The organism is Achromobacter sp. AONIH1 (genome assembly GCF_002902905.1).
Taxonomy (GTDB): domain Bacteria; phylum Pseudomonadota; class Gammaproteobacteria; order Burkholderiales; family Burkholderiaceae_B; genus Achromobacter.
Genome location: NZ_CP026124.1, coordinates 2,840,891 through 2,861,473, shown reverse-complemented (window position 1 = coordinate 2,861,473; position 20,583 = coordinate 2,840,891). Strand labels below are relative to the sequence as shown.

Here is a 20,583-nt window from a genome sequence, read left to right as displayed (position 1 = left end):
GATATTCCGCTCCGGGCGAAATGCGCCGATCTTCAGCCTGCGCCCGCCCGGCGCGTCACACCAGGCGGATAGACCGGATCAGGAGCAAGACGTTCCGGAGCACGATGACACGGCTCGGCCGGATCACGGGGATTCCGATTGAAGGAAACGTCGCCGGCGAGCGTCGGCCCGCGCTCAGGCGGCGGCGCGCACCCGGTCAAGCAACCACTCGCGCACCAGGGGCACGCTGCCCAGCACCGCCTGGGGCGAGCAACCCTCAAGTTCTTTCAGGGTATGCGCGCCGTAGGTCACGCCCAGGCCGTGCACGCCGGCATTGATGGCCATCTGCAGGTCGTGCGATGTGTCCCCCACCATCAGGACCTGCTCCGGCGTCACGTCCAGTTCCTGCATCAGCTCATGCAGCATGGCCGGATGCGGCTTGCTGAAGGTCTCGTCGGCGGTCCGGGTAGCCGCGAACCTGGGCCCCAGCCCGGTGGCGGCCAGCGCGCGGTTCAGGCCGATACGGCTCTTGCCGGTCGCCACGGCCAGCTGGATGCCTTGCCCGGCCAGCGCATCCAACATCTCGGGCACGCCGTCGAACAGGCGCAGCTCGGGATCCCGCAGCAGATAATGCGTGCGATAGCGCTCGAGAAAGCGCGGCACCATGGCCTGCGTCAGCTCGGGCACCGCGCGGCGCAGCGCGCTTTCCAGGGACAGGCCTATGACCCAGCTGGCATCGGACGCCGAGGGCACAGGCAGCTCCAGGTCGCGACAGGCGCCTTGAATGGCGGCCACGATGCTGTGAGTGGAATCCATCAGGGTGCCGTCCCAATCGAACACCACCAGCGTATACATAGACATCAGACAGACTCCAACTGTTTCAACAACTTCAGGCATGCGGGGGGCAACTCCGCCGTCAGCGTCAGGGTTTCGCCCGTCAGCGGATGCGCCAGCGTCAGGCGATGCGCATGCAGAAACATGCGCCCGAACCCCTGACGCGAAAACTGCGCCCGGACCTCGTCGTTGCCATATTTGTCGTCGCCCACGATGGGAAACCCGCTGGAAGCCAGGTGGACCCGGATCTGGTGCGTGCGCCCCGTGCGCAACTCCGCATCCACCAGGCTGTAACCACCGAAACGCTGCTTCAGGCTGACAATAGTATGCGCACGTTGGCCGTCCGGATCCACCTTGACCCGGCGTTCGCCGCTCTGCGTGGTCCATTTGGACAGGCTCAGCTTGATGTGCTGGCGGTCGTTGACCCAGTCGCCCTCCACCAACGCCAGGTAGTGCTTCTCGCCCTTGCCCTCGCGCAGCATGGCGTGCAGGGCCAGCAGCGCGTTGCGCTTCTTGGCGACCATGAGCAGGCCGGACGTTTCGCGATCCAGCCGGTGGACCAGTTCCAGGAACTTCGCCTGCGGCCGGGCGGCGCGCAACTGCTCGATCACGCCGAAAGACACGCCGCTGCCGCCGTGCACCGCCACGCCGGCGGGCTTGTCGACCACCAGCATGGCGTCATCCTCGTAGACCACCGGGAACTCGGCGGCCGGCACGGGCTTGGGCGCGCCAGGATCGGGCAGCCTCAGGGGCGGAATGCGGACGATGTCGCCCTCGGCCACCCGGTAGTCGGCCTGGATACGGCCCTTGTTTACCCGCACCTCGCCGCCGCGGATCGCCTTATAGATGTGCGTCTTGGGCACGCCTTTGCACAGCCGCAGCAGGTAATTGTCCAGGCGTTGGCCGGCATGTTCGGCGTCGACCTCGACCATCCGGACGGCGGGGGGGCTTGCAGGGGAGGAAGTTTCTTTGCGCATTGCGGAAAGCGACATATAATCGGGACAGCCTTAAGGGGCTGAACTAGCCGCCTGGCGTAGAGATGCAACAAGTACGCAACTCCGTCGAGCGCGCGGGCCGCCATTGTACTGCCTGCTGATTCAACCCCTGGGTCTCTTGGTCGCCGGCGCAACCGCGGCCTGCCGGACAGTGGTGTGGCATTCACTTTTTGCCCGCTGTCGCCGCAGGTCCGTTGCTTGCCGCAAGCGCCCTGAAGCATCGCAAGAATCGTCGCATCTACTATTTAAAGCACCAGTTGCGCGTCGGCATCCATTCCTGCCGCAACTGACGTTCACAGCACATTCCGTCAAACCACACTCAGTGAAGCTGACCCTCCTGCTGACAGAACCCCGTGCCGTACGGCACGACGTGCCCGCCTGACCCGCGGCGGATACGCCTGGGCGCCGCCCAGGTACGGTCCGCATCCTTCTTGCCCGCTTCAGCCGCTGCGCCCGAGTGACCCGAGGTCACGCGCCGATATCGGCGCGTCATGACAACGGAGAACCCCTCTCATGAAGCGCATGCTGTTCAATGCGACGCACCAGGAAGAATTGCGCGTCGCTATCGTTGATGGGCAGAAGCTCATCGACCTCGACATCGAGACTGCCGGCCGCGAACAACGCAAAGGCAACATCTACAAAGGTGTCATCACCCGTATCGAACCCGGCCTCGAAGCCTGCTTCGTCAACTACGGCGAAGACCGTCACGGCTTCCTGCCCTTCAAGGAAGTGGCCCGCAGCTACTTCAAGGAAGGCGTGGACGTGCGCAGCGCGCGCATCCAGGACGCCCTGCGCGAAGGCCAGGAACTGATCGTCCAGGTTGAAAAGGAAGAGCGCGGCAACAAGGGCGCCGCCCTGACCACGTTCATCTCGCTGGCCGGCCGCTATCTGGTCCTGATGCCCAACAACCCCCGTGGCGGCGGCGTTTCGCGCCGTGTCGAGGGCGAGGATCGCCAGGAACTGCGCGACACGATGGAGCAGCTCGAGCTGCCTCAGGGCATGAGCATCATCGCCCGCACCGCCGGCATCGGCCGCAACGTCGAAGAACTCCAGTGGGACCTGTCCTACCTGCTGCAGCTCTGGACGGCGATCGACGGCGCGGCGCGCGACAATTCCGCGCCCATCCTGATCTATCTCGAGTCCAGCCTGGTCATCCGCGCCATCCGCGACTATTTCTCCCCGGAAATCGGTGAAATCCTCATCGACACCGACGAGATCGCCGACCAGGCCACCGCGTTCATGAGCGTGGTGATGCCGGACAACGTCCAGCGCGTCAAGCGCTACCGCGACGACATCCCGCTGTTCTCGCGCTTCCAGATCGAACACCAGATCGAAACGGCCTACTCCCGCACCGTGCAGCTGCCGTCCGGCGGCGCCGTGGTCATCGACCACACCGAGGCGCTGGTGTCCGTGGACGTCAACTCGGCGCGTTCCACCCGCGGCGCCGACATCGAGGAAACCGCGCTGCGCACCAACGTGGAAGCAGCCGACGAAGTGGCCCGCCAGCTGCGCCTGCGCGACCTGGGCGGCCTGATCGTCATCGACTTCATCGACATGGAGGACAGCAAGAACCAGCGCGCCGTCGAACAGCGCCTGCGTGATGCCCTGCATTTCGACCGCGCCCGCGTGCAGATGGGCAAGATCTCCCGTTTCGGCCTGATGGAACTGTCGCGCCAGCGCCTGCGTCCGGCCCTGAACGAAGGCTCGCACATCACCTGCCCGCGCTGCAACGGCACCGGCGTGATCCGCGACGCGGAATCCAGCGCCCTGCACGTCCTGCGCCTGCTGCAGGAAGAGGCCATGAAGGAAAACACCGCCGCCGTGCACGCCCAGGTGCCGGTGGACGTGGCCACCTATCTGCTGAACGAAAAGCGCTCCGACATCACCAAGATGGAAGCGCGCCTGAAGGTCAACCTGCTGCTGATCCCCAACAAGCATCTGGAAACGCCGCATCACCACATCGAGCGCCTGCGTCATGACGACCCGCGCCTCGAGGAAGTGAAGACCAGCTTCGAGCTGGTCGAGGCTCCATCCACGGATGCCGCCTGGCAGCCGCGCGAGCACGAGATCAAGAGCCGTCCGGAAGCGCTGGTCAAGGGCATCACGCCCTCGCAACCCGCGCCCGTGTCCACGCCGGCCCCGGCGCCGGCCGCCGCCGCGCCCGCTCCTGCCGCCTCCGGCGGCCTGGGCGGCCTGTTCAAGCGTCTGGTCGGCTGGCTGACCGGCAATGGCGACAGCGCCAAGCCCGCTGCCACCCCCGCTGCCCAGGAAGACACCGCCAAGCGCGGCGCCTCCGGCCGCGGCAAGGGCCGCCACGACGGCCAAGACCGCCGCGGCGAACGCCATGGCTCTGACCGCAACCGCAACCGCCGCAATGAAGCGCGCGGCGACAGCGCTGAAGGCGCCGAAGGCGGCCGCCAGCACGTGCGCGGCAACCGCCGTGCCGAAGGCGAGCGCGCCGAGCGTCCGGAACGCGCCGAACGGCCGGAACGTGGCGAGCGCCAGGGCCGTAACGAAGCCCGCGCCGATCGCGACCAGGCCGCGCTGGCCAACAACCGCCCCGAGCAGGCAGCCGAGGCCGCTGGCGATGACGCCGGCGCCGGCCGCAATCGCCGTCGCGGCCGTGGCCGCAACCGCCGCGAGGAAGGCCAATCCGACGCGCCGATGAGCGAACAGGAAAGCATGGTCGCGGCGCTGGCCCAGACCGTGGCCACCGCGCTGCCCGACGCCAAGCCCGCCGTTCCCGCCGCTGAAGCCGCTCCCGTGGCCGCCCTCCAGGAACAGACGGATGCCATCGAGCAAACGGAAGACGGCATCGCGCTGGCCGAAGGCGCCGAAGGCTCGGCCGATCCCGAGCGCAAGCGTCGCCGCCGCCGCAGCCGCCGCGGCCGCCGCAGCCAGGACGAGAACGGCCTGATCGGCAGCGACGAACAGCTGGACGACGCTGGTGACGAGGACAACGGCGCCGAGGCTGTTCAGGCCCAGGCCCCCGCTGAATCGGCTGAAACGCCTGCTCAGCCGCAAGCCGCCGCGCCTGCTGAAGAAACCGTTCAGGCCGCTCAGGCCGAAGCTGCTCCGGCAGTCGAGCAAGCCGTCAAGGCCGAGCCGGTTCAGGCGACGCCCGTCGAGCCCGTGGTCACGCAAGCGCAGCCGCGCGACGAAGCCCCGGCCCCCGTGGCCGTGGAGCCCGCCGCCGCACCCGCGCCTGTTGCCGCACCCGTTGCCGCACCGGTCGAAGCGCCCGCCGTCGAACCCGTGGTGACGCAAGTTGCCGCGCCGGCAGCACAAGCGCCCGCTCCGGTCGAGCCCGTGGCCGCCGCCCCGGCTCCCGCCGCCGCTCCGGCCCCGGCGGTTGCCGAGCAACCCATCGTCATCCCGGCAGCAACGCCGTCCGCCAAGGCCCAGGCCCTGCACGACGTCGTCAACGCCGCTGGCCTGCAGTGGGTGGAAACCGATCCGGACCGCCATGCGCAAACGCAGCTGCGTATCGCCGCCGCGCACACGCCGGCCCGCCTGGGTCGTGAGCGCAAGGCCGTGCCGTCCGTTTCGACTGAACCGCTGGTTCAGGTAGAAACGCGCCACTGAGCCGCGCCCTGAGAAAAAGCCCCCGCCATACAGCGGGGGCTAATGAGATGGTCAGCCCGATCCCCACGAAGCGGTACGCTGAGTGGGGATTGTTCTTTTTGGGAGACCTCTCATGAGCACCGTCACGCTGATTGGCATCGATCTGGGCAAACACAGCTTCCATCTGCATGGGCAGGACGCGGCCGGCAGGATGATGTTTCGCAAGAAGTGCTCGCGCCAGGATCTGTTCAAGTTACTGGGCAACACACCGCGCAGCACAGTGGTGATGGAGGCCTGCGCCGGCGCGCACTGGATGGCGCGCCGCATCGAAGAACTGGGCCACCAGGCCAAGCTCATTTCCCCCCAGTTCGTGCGCCCCTTCGTACAGGGCAACAAGAATGACTTCGCCGATGCCCAGGCGATCTGCGAGGCGGCCTCGCGCCCGAGCATGCGGTTCGTGAGCGTGCGCAATCAGGCTCAGCAGACCGTCTCTGCCCTGCATCGGGTGCGTGAATCACTGGTCGCTCAGCGCACGGGCGTGATCAACCAGGTGCACGCCTTTTTGCTGGAGTTTGGCATCAGCCTGCCTCGTGGTCAGGCGATCCTGCGACGCTTGCCAGCGGTTCTGGCCGAACACGCGCTGCCGCCCCAACTAGGCGCGCTGCTGGAGCGGCTGCGATCGCACTTTCAGTATCTGGATGAGCAGGTAGGCCAGATTGAGCGTGAGCTGTGTCTACAGCTGCGCGAGGATGAACGCAGCCAGCGGCTGCTTCAGACCCCCGGCATCGGGCCAATCACTGCTAGCGTGCTGATGACTGAGCTGGGCGATGCGCGGCAATTTGGTTCGGCGCGCCAGTTCGCCGCTTCGGTAGGCTTGGTGCCTCGCCAGTACAGCACGGGCGGCAAACCCACGCTCCTGGGCATCAGCAAACGGGGCGACAAGAACCTTAGACGATTGTTGGTACAGGGCGCTCGCGCGATCATGCGACACGTGGAGCGACGAACCGACCGGCTAGGCGCCTGGGTGCGCGAGCTGCAGGCCCGACGTCACTCGAACGTGGTCGCTTGTGCGCTGGCCAATAAATTGGCGAGGATCGCCTGGGCCATCCTCGCCAATGGAACGAACTACCGAAGTGAGCAGACTGTAGCGCCAGCCTGACCTTCATCACCGTTTTACGCAGTCACTTCCTGGTTTTGCGACGCGAGTACGTGAAGACATAAACGGCTCAACGGCCTGGCAAGAAACCTGACATGAAATCCAGCACCGCGATGCTGAGGGGCTTTTTAGGTTTGCCGGGCGCGACTCTCATCATGGCGCGGGGGGCCTAGCCCCAACTGACTCCGAATAGATTTGAGCAAGCCCAATTTACGCCTACACCGCCTCGCTTGCAAAAATCGGGCTGACCATAGATTTTTTTTGCATACTCGTTGAAGAGGATGTCGGTGGGGGCGCCGGCGGCAAGACACAACGCCGCCCATGCCTCGTCGGCAGCAGCACCCTGCCCGCCTCGTCTTGGCCCCAATAAAAAAACCCCACAGGCTTTGCCTGCGGGGTTGGCACTGACTGACCCTGGCTGGCGGGAGAGCTCCCACCCGGCTTCGATCAGAACTGGTACGTGTAGCTGACCTGCACCGCATCCAGACCCGGATTCGGGCGCTTGATGCTGGCGTTGGAGAAGTGCGAATAGCGCAGACCGATACGGTTGTTCGGCGTCAGCAGGAAACCCATGCCGACGTGATCGCCGAACTGGAAGGCCGTGCTGATGTTCTCGTTGGCGAAGCGGGTGGTCGAGAAGAGTGTGGCGCCGATACCCGCTTCGAGATAGAAGCGCTCGCCGGCCCACCAGCGGAACATGGGGATGGCGCTGAATTGCCAGGCGTGGCCAGGCGTGCGCGAACCATCGGCCGTCCAGTAGGACGCGCCGAATTCCGGCGTCAGATCCAGGCGTCCCCAGTTGCCGCCAAACTGGTGCGTCCAGACCGAAGCCGTTTCATAGTTCAGCGTGTAGCGCTTGTAGTGGTCGCCAACGCCGTACTGCAGAGTCACGCCACCCTGGGTTCCTTCCGATTGCGCGCTCGCCATGGCCGCGGCGCCTGCCAGCACCAATCCGACCAGGCTCGCCAGCGTTTTCTTCTTGTTCAAATGCATTTGGTGACTCCGTAATCTGTAAAAATGCTTATAGCAACTGTCAAAACATTATCAAAATTCGGGCCGCATGGCTGCTTTTATGTCTCACGGCTGCAACATTCTCAGTGGAAAACTCTGTTCCGAAAATCCACCTATTGACCGGAACCTGTCCGAACGCAAACAGCAATAAAAAATGTCCGCAGTCAAGCGATTGTTGAAATCAGCCTGATGGCCGGAAGTCTATATGGGGTGCGGGTTTGGCTCTACTTCGGGCCGCCTTGCGGGGCTGTGGCGTTGTGGGCTGGGAGCCACATAGGAGCTTCGCGGTAGAAAGCCCGAGCGTGCTGCATCGGGGGCGGTTGCCTGCAGGCGGTAGCCGCGTTTGGTCTTCATAGCCCAATCGGTCGCCGTCCTCCAGAATGAAGAACGCGCAGCCTTGGGCTGCGCGTTTGAGGGATGGCCGCCAGCGGAAACCGGCATCATCAGCTTGGCTTCGGCGGCGCGGCCTTGCCCGCGCCTCCCTTCCTGAATCCCCGATCTCCGACCATGAAGGCTTCTAGCATGTGCGGAATTAGCACCGTGGCATCGACCGCCTCGCCGTAGGTCTGCGCGTGCAGCGTAGCGTAGCGGTCGAGGTCGGCTTTCAGGCTGGCCGGGCAAGCAAAAGTCAGCTTCGTGGATTCCGTTTTCGGCAGCGGCCCGAGCCGTAGCTTGCGCGTCGTCATCGCGAAGTCCCCCTGTTGAAGAAAAGTGGCTGGTACGGCCGCAGCACCAGATCGCGGTTGACGATGATGCGAACCGGCAAGCCGGGGCGCTCCGTCAAGGTGGGCTGGATGTTGAGGTTGCGCCGGGTCATCTCCTGACCGACCTGATTGATGCTGTCCTGGGCGCTATCGCGGCCGGCGATGATGACGCGATCACCGTCCTGCCGGTTCTCCGGCGCAGCCAGTTCGGCACCGATGCCCAGTAGCGTCGTCAGTGCCGCACCGGCAAAGACGCGATCCCAATGCCAATCCACATCATCTTCCAAGCCGGCGTAGCCGGCCGGATCGGTGCCGGCCAAGTTGTCGAGCTTGAGCGAAGACGTGTCGGGCAGGATGATCCGGTTCCACACCACTTGCACGCGGCTCTGCCCGTAGCTGACCTGGCTGTTGTATTTGCCCAGGATGCGTGACCCCTGCGGGATCAGCAGGAACTTGCCGGTAGCCGTGTCATAGACCGGCTCCGTCACTGTGGCGATCACATCGCCCGGCAAGTCCGACTTGATGCCCGTCACCAGCGCCCCGGCGACCACCGTTCCGGCCATGACCTGATACGGCGACGCCGGCAGCGTCAGGTTGCCGGAATCACGGGCTTCCGTGGTTCCGGCTTTCTGGAATGCCTCTTTCTGGTCTTGCCGGTTCTGCACGGCGGTCGGGTCGGCGGGCTGGGCCGCCGTCGACGCAGGCCCGGCCGCCAGCGGGTCGAAGGCCGCATTGGCGGTGAAGCCCGGCGCAGCGGCTACCTGTGTCTGCGCCACCGGCGCGGCCTTCTGCGAACCAGAGCGGAAGAACACCGCCGATGCCGCTGCTGCTTCGGCTTCCTTGCGCAACGCGTCGTTGGGGTCGTTGCCGGGGGCCGCGTAGGCGGCCGTCACCGGCTGCTGCGACTTCACAATGGCCGGGCCAAGATCGCCTGGCAGCGGCGGCCCCAACTCCGGCACGGATGCCGCCAAGGGGGGCGGCAGCTTCGAGTAGTCCGCCGGCAGCGCGTCCAACCCTTCGGACTTCGAGACGCGATCGACGTTGTAAAGCTCGGTCTGCTCGCCTGCACCGCGCCGCTGCGGTTGCAGCGACCACATCAGCGCGCCGAGCACAGCGACCGAGAGACCGCCGACGAGGATGGCCAGCGTGCGCCGGTTCAGGCGCGTGACCGGGCGCGGTTGGGCGCGCAGCGCAACTGCCTCGGGTGCCACCTTGCCCGCATGCGGCGTGGCGAGGTCGGGAGTGTCGTCCTGGCTCATGGTCAGTTCCTCCGCGCCAAGCCATCCGTGCGTTCGATACGCACCACGTCACCCTTGTCGCCGCCCAGGCGCAGTTCGGCCGCGCCGAACAGCCGATCCACGATGTAGTAAGGCGAGCGAAAACGGTAATTCACCAGTTGTCCGTCGCCCTGCGCGCCGATGACGAACAGCGGTGGCAGCTCGCCTTGGGCGATTCCCGGCGGGAACTGGATATAGACCTTCTCGCCATCGTCGAAGGCGCGCAGCGGCTTCCACGGCGGATTGCTGCCTGAGACGGAATATCGGAAGCGGATCTTCTCCAGCGACAGTCCGGTATCGACCGGTGCGGCGGCGCTAGCCGCCTGCGACTGGCGCTGCAAGGCCAACATCCGGTCTTTTGGGTAGTCCCAGGACACCGACGCCATCCATGCCTTTTCCGTCGAGGTCAGTTCCAGCAGGTATGTTCTGCGACTGGTGGTGATGACCAAATTCGTCTTGAGGCCTGAGCGGATGGGCTTGACCAGCACATTGATGCGCATCGCGTCGCCGCTGCCGCTGGACGTGTCACCGACGATCCAGCGCACGGTATCGCCGGCTGCGACCGTCACTAGTTCCTCGCCCGGCTGCAAGGAAACCACGGTCACGCGTCCCGGCGCGGCATAGACTTGGTAGAGCGCACCATCGGTGAAGGGCCACACCTGAATCGCATTGACGTAGCCCTCGCGCGTGGGCGCGATGCGCGCCTCGGCATTGGCACGGGAAACGCGCACCTTCTCATCGGCCGGCTCCGGCTTAGCCGGGGCCGCGTCCAACTCGTGCAGCGGCTTCAACTGCGCTGGCAGCGCCAGCGGCTCGGGCATGGCGACGACTTCCACTGGAGCAGGCGGCTCCGGCAGCGGCTGTGCCTGCACCGGCTCATCGAGCGAAATGGACGGAGGCGGCTTGCCCTGCGAAGCGCAGCCCGACAGGGCCACCACGGTCAGCGCGAAAGCGTATAAGCGGAAAGACAGGTTCATGGCTTGGCTCCTTCAGAAGAATCCAGTTCGCGGCTCCACGACAGGCCGTTGACGTAGATACCCAGCGGGTTCTTGCGCAGGCGCTGTTCGGTGCGCGGGGTTTGCAGGACGGTGGAAAGCACCGCGTTCCATCGCTCGGTCCCGGCGGGGGCACCGTTGATGAACCGTTGCTCCGTCCAACGGACGTTGAACGAGGCATCGCTGGCGCGTACCACGCTGGTGATCTGCACCGTCACCGACTCGCGGCCAACACGGGCGAAAGGATCGTTCTTGCTGGCGTAGTCGTTGAGCACCGCCGCGCCTTTGTCGGTGGTGTAGTCGTAGGCGTCCAGCCAGTTTTGCCGCACCACGATGGGATCGATAGACAGCGAGCGCACCAGCGTCACGAAGCGCGCCAGGTGGTGCGCGATCTGCGCATCGGCGGGCCGGTACGGCGTGGCGGCTTCGCCGACGGCGCGCACCTGCCCCGACTGATCGACCTCGATGACGTAAGGGGTGACGATGGACTGCGCCGAGCGCCACACCAGGCCACCGGCCATCAGCAGCGCAAGCGTGAGGCAGCCGAAGGCCATAAAACGCCAGTTCTTGGCCTGGACGCGGGCCGAGCCGATGCGCTCGTCCCACACCTGCGCGGCGGATTGGTACGGGGTGGCAGGCTGCGGCGTGTCGGCATAGCGCACCTGCGGGCGTTTGAATCGCATAGGGTTCTCCTTGGTGGTCAGGTATCGGGTCACGCATCGGGGCGCAGGCTTGGGCCTTGCCCTGAGCCGCCGCCGTCGCCACTGCGCAGCGTGTGGGCTGCGGTGGTTGCGGCATGGGTGATCTGCTGGCGGCGGTGCATCCGCTTTGCCCAGGCGGGTTGCTCTTGCTTCGGCGCGCTGGCTGCGCCTTCGCCTGCGGCGGCCTGGCCGGAACCGGCAGCGCCGACATCCGCACCGTTCCATCCTGCCCGGAAGGAGTCGGCCACCTTCTGACCGGCAGCGGAAGCGCCCGATGCAGCTCGGCGGCCTGCCGCTTGCGCGCCGGTCTTGGCGACATTGCCGAGGCCCGCAGCCGCGCCTTTAGCCCCGCCGCCCGCAGCGGCGGAACCGGCCTGGAATGCGGACTTGGCGCTGCTGGCCGCCGACGTGGCGGCGCGTGCGCCGCTCCCGGCCAGCTTTGCGGCGGCCGGGGCCATGCGTGCGCCCGCCATGACGGCACCGCCCACGCCGGTCGCGGCGGCACCGATGGCAACACCCGTGCCTACCGCGCCGACGGCAGCGCCCGCCATCGCACCCGCGCCGAGCTGCGGCGCACCGGACACAAGGCCCGTGGCGATGCCGGGGCCGAAGATGCCCAGCGCCAGCAAGGCAAGCGAAGCCAGCATCACGACAAGCGCATGGTCGATGGAAGGCTCGTCGGGATGAACCTGGAACTCCGCGAACAGGCCCGAGCCGATGCCGACGATTACCGCCAGCACCAAGACCTTGATGCCTGACGAAACCACATTGCCGAGCACCTTTTCCGCGAGGAACGAGGTTTTGTTCCAGAGCGCAAACGGGATCAAGACGAAGCCGGCAAGCGTGGTCAGCTTGAACTCGATCAACGTGATGAAAAGCTGAACCGCGAGCACGAAGAAACAGAGGATCACCACCAGCCAAGCGATGAACAGCACCACGATGGGGTCGAGGTTCACGAACACTTCGGGGAAGCCGGCCATGTCACCGATCTGGTCGAGGATCGGCGCAGCGGCGTCGATGCCGGTCTTGGCAAGCCGACCCGGCTGCAAGAAGTTCTCCATCGTTATGGCCGAGCCAGTGGCGGTGATGCCTAGCCCGGCGAACGAGCGGAACACGATGCTCGACAGCCAATTGAAGTTACCGATGATGTAGGCGAAGGCACCGACGTAAAGCACCTTGCGCAGCAGCTTGGCGATCACGTCCTCGCCCTGGCCGGTCGCATGGCTCATGGCCCAATACAGACCGGCAATGGTCATGTCGATGACAATGAGAGTGGCCGTCAGGAACGCGACTTCGCCTTGCAGCAGACCGAAACCGGAGTCGATGTAGCGCGAGAAGGTATCGAGGAATCTGTCGATGATCGTTACGTCGTTCATGGCGTGTCCTCCGCAGCGGCGAGCGACGCATCACCTTCCGGCGCGTCGTCGGTTGGCGTGTCGAAACTCGCCGGAATCGGCGGCAGTTCTGCCAGCGTCCGGTATTCGTCCGGCCCAGTCTGGCCGGTGAAGAAGCGCCGCCGGAAGGCTTCGGCAGCGGCGCGACAGGTGTCTTCGCCTGCGGTTTGCCGGTCGGCTGCGCATTGGGCGCGCAGCGCCTTGAGCCGCACGGGATCGGCGGCCAAGGTGGCGGTCAGGTCTTCAGCCGGCTGCTGGCCGCATGCGGTCAGCAGCACGGCCAGCAGGACAGGAACGCATCGCATGGCCGCCTCCCGTCAGTTGTTGTAGAAGTTGACGGACTGCGGTGTGTACGGCGTGCCGGTGCCCAGGAAGCGCCGCCGCACTTCGCGGGCGCGCTCGGTGGCCGCTGCCTGCCGCGCCAGCTCCAGCGAGGCCGCCCTGTCTTGTGTGATCTGGAGCTGCTGGGCCTGGATGGACTGCTTGGCCTGCAAGGCGAGAAGCTGGTTCGTTGCCTGCATCGCTTGCAGCGCACCCGTGGCCGATTGGCTTTGGCTCACGAGGTCGGCCAGCGCGCTTTCGTCTTGCGTCAGGTTCTGCGACACCTGCGCCTGCATCCGCATCGCGGTGTGCAGGCCGTCGAGCGTGTTCTTCCAGCGTTCGCGTGCGTCCTGTGCCATGCGGTCGCCGCTGATGGTGGCGGCGTACTGCTCCGGGTACAGGCGCGAGAACGTGGCATCCATGCTCTGCACGTCGTAGGCCAGCCCTTGCGCCTCGGCAATCAGGCGTTCAGTCGTGGCGAGCGTCGAGCGCAGCCGGTTGACGATGTTGAAGTCGAGATTCGCCAGGTTGCGCGCCTGGTTCATCAACATCTGCGCTTCGTTCTGGAGCTGGTTGATCTGGTTGTTGATCTGCTCCAGCGTGCGGATGGCAGTCAGCGTGTTCTGCACCAAGTTGACGGGATCAACGAAAGTGAGCGCCGCCGCTGGCTGAGCGAGCATCAGCGAGCCGGCCAGCGCGGCGGCGAGCGAAACGGAAAGTACACGGGTCTTCATGGCGAAATCTCCAGGGGTTGAGTAGCGAGGAAAGAAGCCGCCGACGGCGAGGACGGCAGCAGGTCGGCGGCCCAATCGAGGCCGCGATGGCGTAGCCACGCACCGGCGAAGCCGGGAGCGCCGGCCTGCGTCAGCACTCGGTCAATGTCGCGTTGGTCTTGCGGTGTGGATGCGCCCGAGAAGGCGAGCGCGGCTGGCCCCAGGTCGAGGTCGAACAGACGATTGCCCAGGCGCGATTGGTAGTAGTAGTCGCGCTTGGGCTGCGCGGTGGCGACGATTTCGATTTGCCGACTGTTGAGGCCAAAGCCCTCGTAGACCGTGCGAATCTGCGGCTCGGTCGCCTGCGGGTTGGGCAAGAAAATCCGGCTCGCGCAGCTTTCGATGATCGCGGGCGCGATGGTCGAATCCTTGATGTCGGCAAGCGACTGCGTGGCGAAGATCACCGACACGTTTTTCTTGCGCAGAGTTTTCAACCATTGCCGGATGCGTGCCGCGAAGGACGGTTCATCAAGGAATAGCCAGGCTTCATCGAGAATCAGCAGCGTGGGAGCACCGTCGAAACGTGCATCGAAGCGGGCGAACAAGTAGCGCAGCACCGCTTGCACGGCGGCGGGGCTGTGCATTAGCTCTTCCATCTCAAAGCCCTGCACGTCGCCGCTGCCGAGCCGGTCGCGGTCGGCATCCAGTAGCTTGCCGTGCGCGCCGCCCAGCACATACGGCGACAATGCCTGCCGCAGCGCGTTCGATTGCAGCAGCACCGAAAGCCCGGTCATCGTGCGCTGCTCCACCGGCGCACCAGCGAGGCTGCCGAGCGCCGACCAAATGGCGGCTTTCTCGTCGGGGCCGACGGTCACGCCTTCATGCAGCAGGCGGCCTTCGATCCACTCGGCGGCCCAGGTGCGATAGCCTTCGCTGTCGATACGGGCCAAGGGCTGAAAGGCAATGGCGCCGTCCGCGCCGAGGTCGTAGTGTTCGCCGCCCAGGCCCAGCACCGTCGCCCGCATGGATCGCCCCATGTCGAAGGCGAAGATGCGCGAGCCGCCATAGCGGCGGAACTGCAAGGCGAGCATCGCCAGCAGGACAGATTTTCCCATGCCCGTCGGCCCCGCGACCAGCGTATGCCCCACGTCGCCGATGTGCGTCACCAGCCGGAACGGCGTCGCGCCATCCGTGCGCGTGACGATCAGCGGCGGGCCGTCGAGATGGGCGTTTTTCTCCGGCCCAGCCCACACGGCGGACACCGGCATCATGTGCGCCAGATTCAGCGTCGAGACGATGGGCTGGCGCACGTTGGCATAGGCATTGCCTGGTATGGACGACAGCCACGCATCGACTGCATTTAAGGTTTCGGGGATGGTGACGAAGCCACGTCCTTGGATGACACGTTCCACCATGCGCAGCTTTTCGTCGGCTACGGCAGGGTCGTCATCGAACACCGTCACCGTGGCGGTGAGGTAGCCGAAGGCGACTTGATCGCTGCCAAGCTCTTGCAAGGCGGCATCCGCGTCGGCCGCCTTGTTGCTGGCATCCGTGTCCACCAGCGGCGATTCCTGCTGGAAGATGGTTTCGCGCAGTAGCGCAATGACATTCTTCCGTTTCGCAAACCACTGGCGACGCAGGCGGCCCAGCTCCTTTTCCGCCTCGGCTTTATCGAGGCAGAGAAACCGGGTACTCCAGCGATAGGCAAAGCCCAGGCGATTGAGGTCGTCCAGCAGGCCCGGCCAGGTCGAGGTCGGAAAGCCCCGCACCGACACCACGCGCAGATGCTGGTCACCCAGCATGGGCGCAAGGCCGCCGACTAGGGCGGAATCGGCCAGCAGTGCGTCGAGGTGGAAAGGCACCTCGGGCACGGCCAGCCGGTAGCGCCGCGTGGACACCGTGGCGTGAAGATAAGTCAGCGTCGCGGCATCGTCCAACCAGACGATTTCTGGCATCACGCCATCGAGCAGGTCGAAAACCCGATCCGTTTCTGCCAGGAAGGCGTCAAGCCGACCGCGCCAGTCCACACCATCGCCCGGCGCGTGCTCGTAGAGCAGCTTGGCTGCACGAGCGCGGGATTCCTCCGGCGGCAGATAGGCTAGCGTCAGGTGATAGCTGCTTTCGTAGTGGTTCCCCGATTCCTCAAAGGCAGCGCGGCGTTCTTCGTCCACCAGCCAGGACAGCGGTTCGGGAAAGTCGGAATGCGGATAGTCCGCGGCCGACTGGCGCTCGGCTTCCACGAACAGCGCCCAGCCCGAACCCAGCCGGCGCAACGCGTTGTTTAGCCGTGCCGTCGTGGCGATCAATTCGCCCTGCGTGGCGCTGTCCAGATCAGGCCAGCGAAAGCGCGCCGTGCGCTGAAACGAGCCATCCTTGTTCAGCACCACGCCCGGCGCGATCAGCCCAGCCCAGGGAAGCCAGTCGGCCAGCAAGGCGGGCCGCTGGCGGTATTCGGCAAGGTTAAGCATGGCGGCGTCTCCTACACGTCCAGCAGCGGCTTGTGCTTGATGTGCCGGGCGAAGACCTGCATGAACTGCGGATCGACCCTCGCGCCCCACACGGCCAGCGAGTGACCGACGATCCAGAGCACTACGCCAGGAATCCAGAGTTGCAGGCCCAGCCCGACGGCAGCGGCTAGCGTGCCGTTGGCAATCGCCACCGTGCGCGGTGCGCCGCCCATCAAGAGCGGCTCGGTCAGCGAGCGATGTAGCGGCACCTCGAAGCCGGCCGCGAAGCTATCCGGGCCACTCATACGACAGCCCCGCCGGAGAAGCTGAAGAACGACAGGAAGAACGAGGACGCGGCGAACGCGATGCTCAAACCGAACACGATCTGGATCAGCTTGCGAAAGCCGCCCGACGTGTCGCCGAAGGCGAGCGCGAGGCCCGTGGCGATGATGATGATGACCGCGACGATGCGTGCCACCGGCCCCTGAATCGACTCCAGAATGGATTGCAGCGGGCCTTCCCACGGCATCGAGGAGCCGGATGCCTTCGCCGTGCCCGCCGTCATCAGCATGACTGCGGCCAGCAGCAGGCCGTGGTGCGCGGGGCCGGCCAGCCGCCGCAGGCGTGCGATGGTTGAAACCGGATTTACGGAATTACGGAAAGCGTGAACGTGCATCTGCGTCATGGCAGTTCTCCAGGTAGGTCAAGGGACGAGGAAGGCGCAGCGGCATCGGCTGCGAGAGGAACCGGCATCAGCTCGGGAAACGGTGTTTCCAGCGCGTCCGCCAGGCGATAGCCGGTGCCGTCGAAACCGACGACACGGGCGATGCTTTCGACGCGGCGCTTGCGGCCACGCCCGGCGATGTGGATCACGACGTTGACCGCCTCGGCGATCAGCGCACGCGGTGGGTTCACCGCCACTTCAAGAATCAACTGTTCGAGGCGCAGCAGCGCGCCCAGCGCGGAACCGGCGTGGATGGTGGCGATGCCGCCGGGGTGGCCGGTGCCCCACACCTTAACCAAGTCCAGGGCTTCGCCGCCGCGTACCTCGCCGACGATCACGCGGTCGGGGCGCAGGCGCATCGTGGCCCGCACCAGCTCGGTCATAGACACGACGCCAGCGCGGGTGCGCAGCGGCACATGGTCGCGGGCTGCGCATTGCAGCTCGATGGTGTCTTCGAGCACAAGCACGCGGTCGCCCGTGGCGGCGATCTCCGCAAGCAAGGCATTGGCGAGTGTGGTTTTGCCGCTGCTCGTCGCCCCGGCGATCAGGATGTTCTGGCGCTCACGCACGGCGCGGCGCAGGAACTCGGCCTGGCCTGTGGTCAAGATGCCGTCGGCCACATAGCGATCCAGCCCGATGATGCTCACGGCGCGCTTGCGCAGCGCGAAGGCTGGGCCGGGCGCTGCGGGCGGCAAGATGCCCTCGAACCGCTCGCCGGTTTCGGGCAGCTCGGCGGTCAGCAGCGGCCGCCCGCGATGCACCTCTGCGCCGACGTGCGCAGCCACCAGCCGGATGATGCGTTCGCCATCGTCTTGGGACAGCTCCACGCCCAGCGGCATGCGGCCCGATGACAACCGATCCACCCATAGGGTGCGGTCGGGGTTGAGCATGATTTCCACCACGTCGGGGTCGGCCAGCGCAGCGGCGATGACTGGCCCCATTGCCGTGCGCAGCATCTGGATACGGCGATCCAGAGAGGTTGCGGCGGATGAGAGTTCGGGCGGGGTTTGCGGAATGGCGCTCATGAGGCACGCTCCTGCGCTTCAGCCAGTGCCTCCGCGTCATCCATTCGCGCCGGGTCTGGGTGCAGTTCTTCCACAACGTCGCGCACCAGGCTGCGGCCACGCAGCAGGTGGCGGCCGAGCCGCTCCACGAATTGCTCGAAACGCGCTTTGCCTTGGGCGCGAGCTGCGTCCTGATGGGCTTCGGGAATCGGGGTGCTGACGGTCAGGAAGTAGCGGATGAACAGCGCCAGTGTTTCGATCTGGATGTTCTGGTCGCGCTCCATGCGCTCGGCCTGCCGCGACAGGCGATCGAGCCGCTTGGCGATGGCCGCCTCGCGCTGGTCGCCAGCATCGGGCGATAGCCACGACGCGAGCGCCGCCGCGACAATGGACGACTTGGACACGCCTTTCTTGGCGGCCAGTTCTTCGAGACGCTTGGCGTGCTCGGGCTGAATGAACAGATTGAGGCGGTATTGGCTCATAAGTCGATTCCGTCGTTGGGGTCGAGGGAAGCCAGCCGGGCCGTGCGCTGCATGGCCGGGTCGAGCTGGCCGGGAAGCGGCAGCGGCAGGTCGTCGTCGTCATCGAGCAGAGTCAGGTCATGGCCGGCGAGCAGCGGTTCGGGGCTGTATTCGCTGACTTCGGATAGCTCCGGCTGTCGGCGTGGGCCGCCGTCATCGGCGGTGCCTGTGCCATCGCCGGACAGGCCCGCAGCCCGGACCGTTGACACGGCTGGGATCGATAGGCCGCTCCAGTCGTCGGGCCGGGCCGGTGGCGCGTCCGCGTATTGCCCGGCCGCGAGCACAGGCGGCGGTAAAACGCGGTTCTTGAAATTCGCGTCGGCGTAGTAGCGCAGCTTCTTGGCCTTGATCGGTGCCACGCTGGACACCATCACCACAGCTTCCTCAGTCGGAAGCTGCATCACTTCACCGGGCGTCAGTAGCGGGCGGGCCGTCTCCTGCCGCGACACCATGAGGTGCCCCAGCCACGGTGCCAATCTGTGCCCGGCATAGTTGCGCTGCGCGCGCAGTTCGGTAGCGGTGCCAAGCGTTTCGGAGATCCGTTTCGCAGTGCGTTCATCGTTGGTGGCGAACGTCACGCGGACATGGCAGTTATCCAGAATCGAATGGTTCTGGCCGTAGGCTTTGTCGATCTGGTTGAGCGATTGGGCGATAAGAAAACTGCGGATTCCGTAGCCCGCCATGAAGGCAAGCGCCGTCTCGAAGAAGTCCAGGCGGCCCAGCGCCGGGAACTCATCGAGCATCAGCAGCAGCTTGTGGCGGCGTTCGATGCCGTCGCTGCCGTCGAGCGATTCGGTGAGCCGTCGGCCGATCTGGTTGAGGATCAGGCGAATGAGCGGTTTCGTCCGCGAAATATCCGAAGGTGGCACTACCAGATAAAGCGACACCGGATGCTCGGACGCGATCAGGTCGGCGATACGCCAGTCGCAGCGCGAGGTGACTTCGGCCACCGTGGGGTCGCGGTAGAGGCCCAGGAACGACATGGCGGTGCTCAACACGCCGGAACGCTCGTTGTCCGACTTGTTGAGCACTTCGCGCGCCGCCGAAGCGACGACTGGATGCGGGCCACCACCTTCCACGTTCACGAGGTGCTGTGTGGTCATCATCCGGTGCAAGGTCAGCTCGAAGGGGCTGGCCGGATCGGAGAGGAAATTGGCGACGCCGCGCAGCGTCTTGTCCTCGCCCGCGTAGAGCACATGCAGGATGGCCCCGACCAGCAGCGCGTGCGAAGTCTTCTCCCAATGGTTGCGCTTCTCAAGCGCGCCTTCTGGATCGACCAGAATGTCGGCTATGTTCTGTACGTCACGCACTTCATGTGCGCCGCGCCGAACTTCTAGCAGCGGGTTGTAGGCCGCCGACTTCGCATCGGTCGGATTGAACAGCAGGCAGTGTGAGTAGCGTGAGCGCCAACCTGCGGTGATCTGCCAATTCTCTCCCTTGATGTCGTGGACTACGGCGGATGCAGGCCAAGAAAGCAGCGTCGGCACCACAAGGCCGACGCCTTTGCCTGAGCGCGTGGGCGCGAAAGTGAGGATGTGTTCCGGGCCTTCATGCCGAAGGTACTTGCCATCGTGCTGACCGAGGAACACGCCGATCGGCTGCGTAAGGCCGGCTTTGCGAATGTCCTCCGTACTTGCCCAGCGTGCCGAGCCATAGGTCGTGACTAGGCGTGATTGACGAGAGCGCCAGATCGACATGCAGACTGCGACCACCACCGCCAGCAAGCCACTGCCACCCGCTATGGCACCGCCCGTGTCGAAAACGCGTGGCGCGTAGGCATCGAAGAAGAACCACCACTCAAACAGCTTCCACGGGAGGTAGATCGGTGTGCCGAGGAAATCAAACCAGGGGGAGCCAAGGCGTACCTGATAGCCAAGGGCTGCTGCCGTCCATTGTGTGGCGCCCCACACACCCGCGATCACGATGCCGAATACCACGGCTATCTGACCGAACAGCACATTCGTACCTTGCATAGCCCCGCCTCCAATCTCTCCTACGCTGATTCCCTTGGGAAACGCGGCTTAGAAATGTGCCGCAGGCGTCAGGATCGGTGCTGGCTTAGTGCCGGTCAAAGACCGTTTGGGGCAGAAAGGTCGATAAGAAAGAATGAATTCGCGCTGTGTCTAGCCAGGGAGTGACTCCGTAAGCGCCGGCGAATATCAGCGTGCCGAACAGAAGATTCAGGCAGACTAGCGAATTGCTGAATTGCTGAATTGCTGAATTGCTGAATTGCTGAATTGCTG

The 20,583-nt window shown here is 65.4% G+C and carries 18 protein-coding genes; 2 read left to right on the top strand and 16 right to left on the bottom strand.

Translation table 11 applies throughout. From position 1 onward, the window contains the following. Positions 1–174: 174 nt before the first annotated feature. The gene (locus C2U31_RS12980; protein WP_199770992.1) at positions 175–840 is read right to left on the bottom strand and encodes an HAD family hydrolase; all 666 of its coding nucleotides are present in this window, start codon (positions 838–840) and stop codon (positions 175–177) included. Then, positions 840–1,805 carry an RluA family pseudouridine synthase gene (locus C2U31_RS12975; protein ID WP_103273129.1) on the bottom strand — a complete coding sequence of 322 codons (966 nt, stop codon included), beginning with the start codon at positions 1,803–1,805 and terminating at the stop codon, positions 840–842. The genes C2U31_RS12980 and C2U31_RS12975 overlap by 1 nt, the downstream gene beginning before the upstream one ends. Positions 1,806–2,321: 516 nt before the next feature. Here C2U31_RS12975 and C2U31_RS12970 point away from each other — a divergent pair. After that, a complete protein-coding gene (locus C2U31_RS12970) occupies positions 2,322–5,393 on the top strand; it encodes an Rne/Rng family ribonuclease (RefSeq protein WP_103273128.1) in 3,072 nt (1,023 codons plus the stop codon). 112 nt (positions 5,394–5,505) lie between these two features. After that, entirely contained in the window at positions 5,506–6,531 is a 1,026-nt protein-coding gene (locus C2U31_RS12965) for an IS110 family transposase (protein WP_103273127.1), read from the top strand. A gap of 444 nt (positions 6,532–6,975) precedes the next feature. Here C2U31_RS12965 and C2U31_RS12960 read toward each other — a convergent pair whose 3' ends face one another. The 14 genes from C2U31_RS12960 to C2U31_RS12895 form a co-directional block, all read right to left on the bottom strand. Further along, positions 6,976–7,521, bottom strand: a complete 546-nt coding sequence (locus C2U31_RS12960) for an acyloxyacyl hydrolase (RefSeq protein ID WP_103273126.1) — start codon at positions 7,519–7,521, stop codon at positions 6,976–6,978. A 461-nt stretch (positions 7,522–7,982) separates the two neighbouring features. Further along, a complete protein-coding gene (locus C2U31_RS12955; RefSeq protein WP_004883121.1) occupies positions 7,983–8,225 on the bottom strand; it encodes a DUF2274 domain-containing protein in 243 nt (80 codons plus the stop codon). After that, positions 8,222–9,502 carry a TrbI/VirB10 family protein gene (locus C2U31_RS12950; RefSeq protein ID WP_004883119.1) on the bottom strand — a complete coding sequence of 427 codons (1,281 nt, stop codon included), beginning with the start codon at positions 9,500–9,502 and terminating at the stop codon, positions 8,222–8,224. The genes C2U31_RS12955 and C2U31_RS12950 overlap by 4 nt, the downstream gene beginning before the upstream one ends. Positions 9,503–9,504: 2 nt before the next feature. Beyond that, positions 9,505–10,497 (bottom strand): P-type conjugative transfer protein TrbG, encoded by a 993-nt coding sequence (trbG, locus tag C2U31_RS12945; RefSeq protein ID WP_004883112.1) that lies wholly within the window; start codon positions 10,495–10,497, stop codon positions 9,505–9,507. After that, positions 10,494–11,198, bottom strand: coding sequence for a conjugal transfer protein TrbF (gene trbF, locus C2U31_RS12940; protein ID WP_004883108.1), 705 nt, complete (start codon positions 11,196–11,198; stop codon positions 10,494–10,496). The genes trbG and trbF overlap by 4 nt, the downstream gene beginning before the upstream one ends. Before the next feature lie 29 nt (positions 11,199–11,227). Next, the gene (gene trbL / locus C2U31_RS12935; RefSeq protein ID WP_004883106.1) at positions 11,228–12,592 is read right to left on the bottom strand and encodes a P-type conjugative transfer protein TrbL; all 1,365 of its coding nucleotides are present in this window, start codon (positions 12,590–12,592) and stop codon (positions 11,228–11,230) included. Further along, the gene (locus C2U31_RS12930) at positions 12,589–12,915 is read right to left on the bottom strand and encodes a hypothetical protein (RefSeq protein ID WP_004883103.1); all 327 of its coding nucleotides are present in this window, start codon (positions 12,913–12,915) and stop codon (positions 12,589–12,591) included. The genes trbL and C2U31_RS12930 overlap by 4 nt, the downstream gene beginning before the upstream one ends. A 12-nt stretch (positions 12,916–12,927) precedes the next feature. Next, positions 12,928–13,665 carry a P-type conjugative transfer protein TrbJ gene (gene trbJ, locus C2U31_RS12925; RefSeq protein ID WP_004883101.1) on the bottom strand — a complete coding sequence of 246 codons (738 nt, stop codon included), beginning with the start codon at positions 13,663–13,665 and terminating at the stop codon, positions 12,928–12,930. Then, complete coding sequence (trbE, locus tag C2U31_RS12920) at positions 13,662–16,112, bottom strand: conjugal transfer protein TrbE (protein WP_103273125.1); 2,451 nt, start codon at positions 16,110–16,112, stop codon at positions 13,662–13,664. Before trbE ends, trbJ begins: the two co-directional genes overlap by 4 nt. An 11-nt stretch (positions 16,113–16,123) precedes the next feature. Next, positions 16,124–16,396 (bottom strand): VirB3 family type IV secretion system protein, encoded by a 273-nt coding sequence (locus C2U31_RS12915; RefSeq protein ID WP_004883097.1) that lies wholly within the window; start codon positions 16,394–16,396, stop codon positions 16,124–16,126. After that, a complete protein-coding gene (locus C2U31_RS12910; RefSeq protein ID WP_004883090.1) occupies positions 16,393–16,776 on the bottom strand; it encodes a TrbC/VirB2 family protein in 384 nt (127 codons plus the stop codon). Before C2U31_RS12910 ends, C2U31_RS12915 begins: the two co-directional genes overlap by 4 nt. Then, positions 16,773–17,840 (bottom strand): P-type conjugative transfer ATPase TrbB, encoded by a 1,068-nt coding sequence (gene trbB / locus C2U31_RS12905; RefSeq protein WP_004883088.1) that lies wholly within the window; start codon positions 17,838–17,840, stop codon positions 16,773–16,775. Before trbB ends, C2U31_RS12910 begins: the two co-directional genes overlap by 4 nt. Next, positions 17,837–18,301: a ribbon-helix-helix protein, CopG family gene (locus tag C2U31_RS12900; protein ID WP_004883086.1), complete on the bottom strand. Its 465-nt coding sequence runs from the start codon at positions 18,299–18,301 to the stop codon at positions 17,837–17,839. Before C2U31_RS12900 ends, trbB begins: the two co-directional genes overlap by 4 nt. Then, complete coding sequence (locus tag C2U31_RS12895; protein ID WP_004883083.1) at positions 18,298–20,313, bottom strand: conjugal transfer protein TraG; 2,016 nt, start codon at positions 20,311–20,313, stop codon at positions 18,298–18,300. Before C2U31_RS12895 ends, C2U31_RS12900 begins: the two co-directional genes overlap by 4 nt. Positions 20,314–20,583 lie beyond the last annotated feature (270 nt).